Origin of the sequence: Corallococcus sp. 4LFB, from assembly GCF_046520365.1 — a bacterium.
GTDB lineage: Bacteria > Myxococcota > Myxococcia > Myxococcales > Myxococcaceae > Corallococcus > Corallococcus caeni.
This window is the reverse complement of record NZ_JBKGHJ010000621.1, coordinates 1-4,152: the sequence shown is the minus strand read 5'-3', so window position 1 is coordinate 4,152 and position 4,152 is coordinate 1. Positions and strand designations below refer to the sequence as shown.

General features: G+C 70.1%; 4 protein-coding genes. All 4 read right to left on the bottom strand.

The genetic code is table 11. The annotated features are described in order from the left end of the window. Nucleotides 1–2 precede the first annotated feature (2 nt). The gene (locus ACLEQD_RS38230; protein WP_410390780.1) at nucleotides 3–686 is read right to left on the bottom strand and encodes a PilN domain-containing protein; all 684 of its coding nucleotides are present in this window, start codon (nucleotides 684–686) and stop codon (nucleotides 3–5) included. A 30-nt stretch (nucleotides 687–716) separates the two neighbouring features. Next, entirely contained in the window at nucleotides 717–1,799 is a 1,083-nt protein-coding gene (gene pilM, locus ACLEQD_RS38225) for a type IV pilus assembly protein PilM (RefSeq protein WP_014399064.1), read from the bottom strand. 214 nt (nucleotides 1,800–2,013) lie between these two features. Continuing rightward, on the bottom strand, nucleotides 2,014–3,426 hold the full coding sequence (locus tag ACLEQD_RS38220) for a sigma-54-dependent transcriptional regulator (protein ID WP_410390779.1): 1,413 nt from the start codon (nucleotides 3,424–3,426) through the stop codon (nucleotides 2,014–2,016). A 34-nt stretch (nucleotides 3,427–3,460) separates the two neighbouring features. Further along, nucleotides 3,461–4,152: sensor histidine kinase (locus tag ACLEQD_RS38215; protein ID WP_410390778.1), on the bottom strand; the 692-nt coding region annotated here is incomplete at its 5' end.

Below are 4,152 nucleotides of genomic sequence, written 5' to 3'. Positions count from 1 at the left end.
AATCAGATGGCGTAGTTGGCGGTGAGGGTGAGCTTGAACTCGACGTAGGACGGGGCGCCGGCCGTGCCGGGCTTGGTCTGCACGGCGTTGGTCAGGTCGATGTTCCCGAAGAAGGGCTTGATGTCGCCGGAGGAGAACTCCTCCACGTTGGCGGTCTCCGTGTTGAAGAGCTCCACGCGCGCCGTCTTGCTGGCGCCGCGGCCCTGGTCCACCAGGCGCCCCATGCCCTTGGGCGTCCACACCATGCCGCCCAGGCCCCGCATCAGCTCGGCGACCTCGTCATGGCTGACGGCGGAGCCGTTGATGGTGACGCTGTTGGAGGTCTCCACGAAGTTCTTGAGCCAGACCTTCTTGGGCATGGCGGAGGACAGCGCGTCCAGCATGCGCACCGGCCCGTTGCGGCCCTTGCGCAGCGTGTCCAGCACCGCCAGCTTCTTCTCCACCTCCGCCTTGCGGGCGTTGATGTTGGTCACCTCGCCGATGACCTTCTCCAGCTCCGCGATCTTCGCGCGCGTCTGGGCGATGCCCTGGTTGGCCCGCTGCAGCTCGCCGTCGCGGTCCGCGTACCAGAAGTAGTTGCCCACCAGCGCGGCGAGCAGGACCGCGGCGTAGAGGGCCAGCACCTGCCGGCCCATCTCCCGCTTCTTCACCGCCCGGACGGGCAGCAGATTGATTCGGATCATCATGTGCGTCATCTCCTAAGCGGCCAGAGCGGTTCAGCCCAGCTTGTCGCCCGGGCGCCGGAGCGCCAGTCCCACGGCCACCGCGGCCATGGGCGCCACGTCCATGATGAACGCGGGGTCGAACTTGCGGTTGTCCACTTCAATCTTGCGGAACGGGTTGAGGATCTCCACCGGCACGCCGGTCCGCGCCTCGATGGTCTTGAACAGGGCGGGGATCTTCGCGGTGCCGCCGGACAGGTACACCTTGGTGAAGTTCGAGTCCGCGGCGGTGCCCGCGTAGAAGTCCAGCGAGCGCTGGATTTCGCCGGCCACCTGCTCCGCCACGCTGGAGAGCACGCGCTCCACGTCCTGGGGAACGACCGCGTCCGCGTCCGCGCGGTTGCCGCCGATCTTCAGCGCCTCCGCCTCCTCGTAGGAGACGTTGAGCTGCTTCTGGATCTCTTCGGTGAACTGGTTGCCGCCGATGGTCACGTCACGGGTGAAGACGGTGACGCCGTTGGCGATGATGTTGATGTTCACCACGGAGGCGCCGGCGTTGATGAGGACGACGGTCTCCTTGTCCGGCAGCTCGTAGTTCGTGGAGAACATGTTCTGGACGGCGAACGCGTCCACGTCCACCACCACCGGCGCGAGGCCCGCCTCGGAGACCACGGTGGTGTAGTCGTTGATCATGTCCTTCTTGGCGGCCACCAGCAGCACGTCCATCTGACCGGTGGCGTCGTTGCCGCCGCCGTCGAGGATCTGCGTGTCGATGTTCACGTCCTTCACGTCGAAGGGGATGTACTGCTCCGCCTCCCACTGGATGCTCTCCTCGAGCTCTTCCTGGCTCATGCGGGGCATCTGGATCTTCTTGATGATGACCGAGTGGCCGGACACGCCGATGGCGACGTCCTTGCCCTTGACCTTCAGCTCGGACATCAGCTCCTGGACCGCCTGGACGATGGCCGTGGAGTTCATCAGCGCGCCGTCCACGATGGCTTCCGGGGGCAGTGGCTTCATTCCGAAGCTCTGGAGCGCGTAGCCGACTTCACCGCGCTTGCGCTGCTCCTTGAGCATGATCATCTTGATCGACGTCGACCCGATATCCAGCCCGAGTGCCAGTTTGCCCTTCGCCATGCGTAACTCCATCGGAGAGGCGGCCAGCGTAGCACCGGCTTGATACCCCTCCTAAAAAGTGCGTGGCGCCCGGCCGCCCTGCGGACGGGAGAGCGCCGTGAAAACCAGCCACGACCGCGCCCCCGACCCACCTTCGCGGAGGCCCGATTTTCCGGCCCCGGACGCGTTCCGTCAAATGGCGCCGGAGGATTCCTGCCGGGCCGCTCCCCTGCCCTCAGGTCCGGGTGCCTTCCGCGTCCGGATCGATGCCGTACTCCTTGATCTTGTAGAGGAGCGCCCGGTGGCTGATGTCCAGCACCTCCGCCGCCCGGGTGCGGTTGCCCTTCGTGCGCCGCAGCGCCGCCCGGATGTAGGACTCCTCCAGCTCCCGGATGGCGCGCTTGAGCGACAGGTCGGCTGCGGCCTGTAGCGGCGCGGCCGTCCCGGCCGGAGCGGGTGCGGAAGCCGCCCACAGCTTCTCCGGCAGGCTGCCAGGCGCGACGTGGGTGCCCTCCTCGAGCAGCACCGCGCGCTCCATGGCGTTCTCCAGCTCGCGCACGTTGCCCGGCCAGCCGTAGGCCGTCATCAGGGCCTCCGCTTCCGGGGTGAAGCCCTCCACCGGTGGATCCCGGTTGAGCTCGCGGTTGAAGCGGTGGAGGAAGGCGCGGGCGAGCAGCGGGATGTCCTCGCGGCGCTCGCGCAGGGGCGGCAGGGTGAGGTTCACGACGTTGAGGCGGTAGTAGAGGTCCTCGCGGAAGTCGCCCTGGGTCACCAGCTTGCCCAGGTCGCGCAGCGTGGCGGCCACGACGCGCACGTCCACGCGCTCCACGCGGCTTTCGCCCACCGGCCTGATTTCGCCCTCCTGCAGCACGCGCAGGAGCTTCACCTGCGCGCCCAGGGGCAGCTCGCCCACCTCGTCGAGGAAGAGCGTGCCGCCGTCGGCCTCCGCGAACAGGCCCCGGCGGGCGGTGCGCGCGTCGGTGAAGGCGCCCTTCGCGTGGCCGAACAGCTCGCTCTCCAGCAGGCCGTGGGGGATGGCGCCGCAGTTGACGGCGACGAAGGGCATGGCGGCGCGGCGGCTCTGGCCGTGCAGCTCGCGCGCGATGAGCTCCTTGCCGGTGCCGCTCTCCCCGGAGATGAGCACCGTGGTGTCCACGGGCGCGACGCGCGCGAGCTGCTTGAGCACCGCCTGGAGCGCGGCGCTCTGCCCCAGGATGTGGCCCCCGGACGCGCCGGGCAGCTGCGCCTCGTGCAGCCGGCGGTTCTCGCGCACCAGCCGCTCGCGCTCCTCCGCCTTGCGCAGGACGAGGACGATCTCCTCCGGCTTGAAGGGCTTCTGGACGTAGTCGTAGGCGCCCGCCTGCACCGCCTCCAGCGCCTGCTCCTGGGAGCCGTACGCGCTCATCACCACCACGGTGAGGCCGGGCTGCTCCGCGAGCGCGGCCTTGAGCACCGACAGCCCGTCGCGCTTCGGCATGCGCACGTCCGTCAGCAGGACGTCGTAGGCGCGGGCGGACAGCTCGCGCAGGGCTTCGTCTCCGTCGGCGACGGCGCGCACGTCGTAGCCCTTGTCGGTCAGCACCAGGGTGAGGATGTGGCGGATGGACGGCTCGTCGTCGGCGACGAGGACGGTGCGGAAGAGGGGCATGGGGTGCCGCCCATCATACGCGGGTCCGCCGCCGTCAGGCCGCTGGCAGGGACAACCGGAAGCACGCGCCGCCGCCCTCGCCGTCGCGCGCGTCCAGCCGGCCCCCCATGCCCTGGGCCAGGTTCAGCGACACCGCGAGCCCCAGGCCCGTGCCCTGGCGCCCCTTGGTGGTGAAGAACGGCTCGAAGAGGCGCGCCCGCGCCTCCGGCGACAGGCCCGGGCCGCTGTCCCGCACCTCCACCAGGACGAGCGCGTCCTCGCGCCGGGTGGAGACGCGCACGCGGCCCTCGCCCCCCATGGCCTGGGCGGCGTTGAGCAGCAGGTTGATGAGGATCTGCGACAGCGGGCCGCTGTCGGCGCGGGCCAGCAGCCCCGGCGTCAGCTCCAGGGTGACGTCCACCCGGTCCAGCTCCGGCCCGGCGCGCACCAGCCGCACGCACGTCTCCACCACCTGCCCCACGTCCACCGGCCCGGGCTGCGTGCTGGCCGGACGGCCCAGGTCCAAGAGCCCCCGCACGATGCGGTCGATGCGCAGCACCTCGTGGTCGATGCGCTCCAGGAAGTCCTTCAGCTCCGGCCCCTGCGCCCGGGAGCGCGCCAGGGAGAGGTAGCCCAGGATGCCCGCCAGCGGGTTGCCCACCTCGTGCGCCACGCCCGCGGCCAGCTTCCCCACCGTGGCCAGCCGCTCGGAGGCGACCAGCTCCGTCTGCGCCCGCGCGAGCCGGG

Excerpts from the sequence above, each read along its gene's own strand:
- ACLEQD_RS38230 (WP_410390780.1), bottom strand. The coding sequence starts at position 686 with ATGATGATCCGAATCAATCTGCTGCCCGTCCGGGCGGTGAAGAAGCGG.
- pilM (WP_014399064.1), bottom strand. The coding sequence starts at position 1,799 with ATGGCGAAGGGCAAACTGGCACTCGGGCTGGATATCGGGTCGACGTCG.
- ACLEQD_RS38220 (WP_410390779.1), bottom strand. The coding sequence starts at position 3,426 with ATGCCCCTCTTCCGCACCGTCCTCGTCGCCGACGACGAGCCGTCCATC.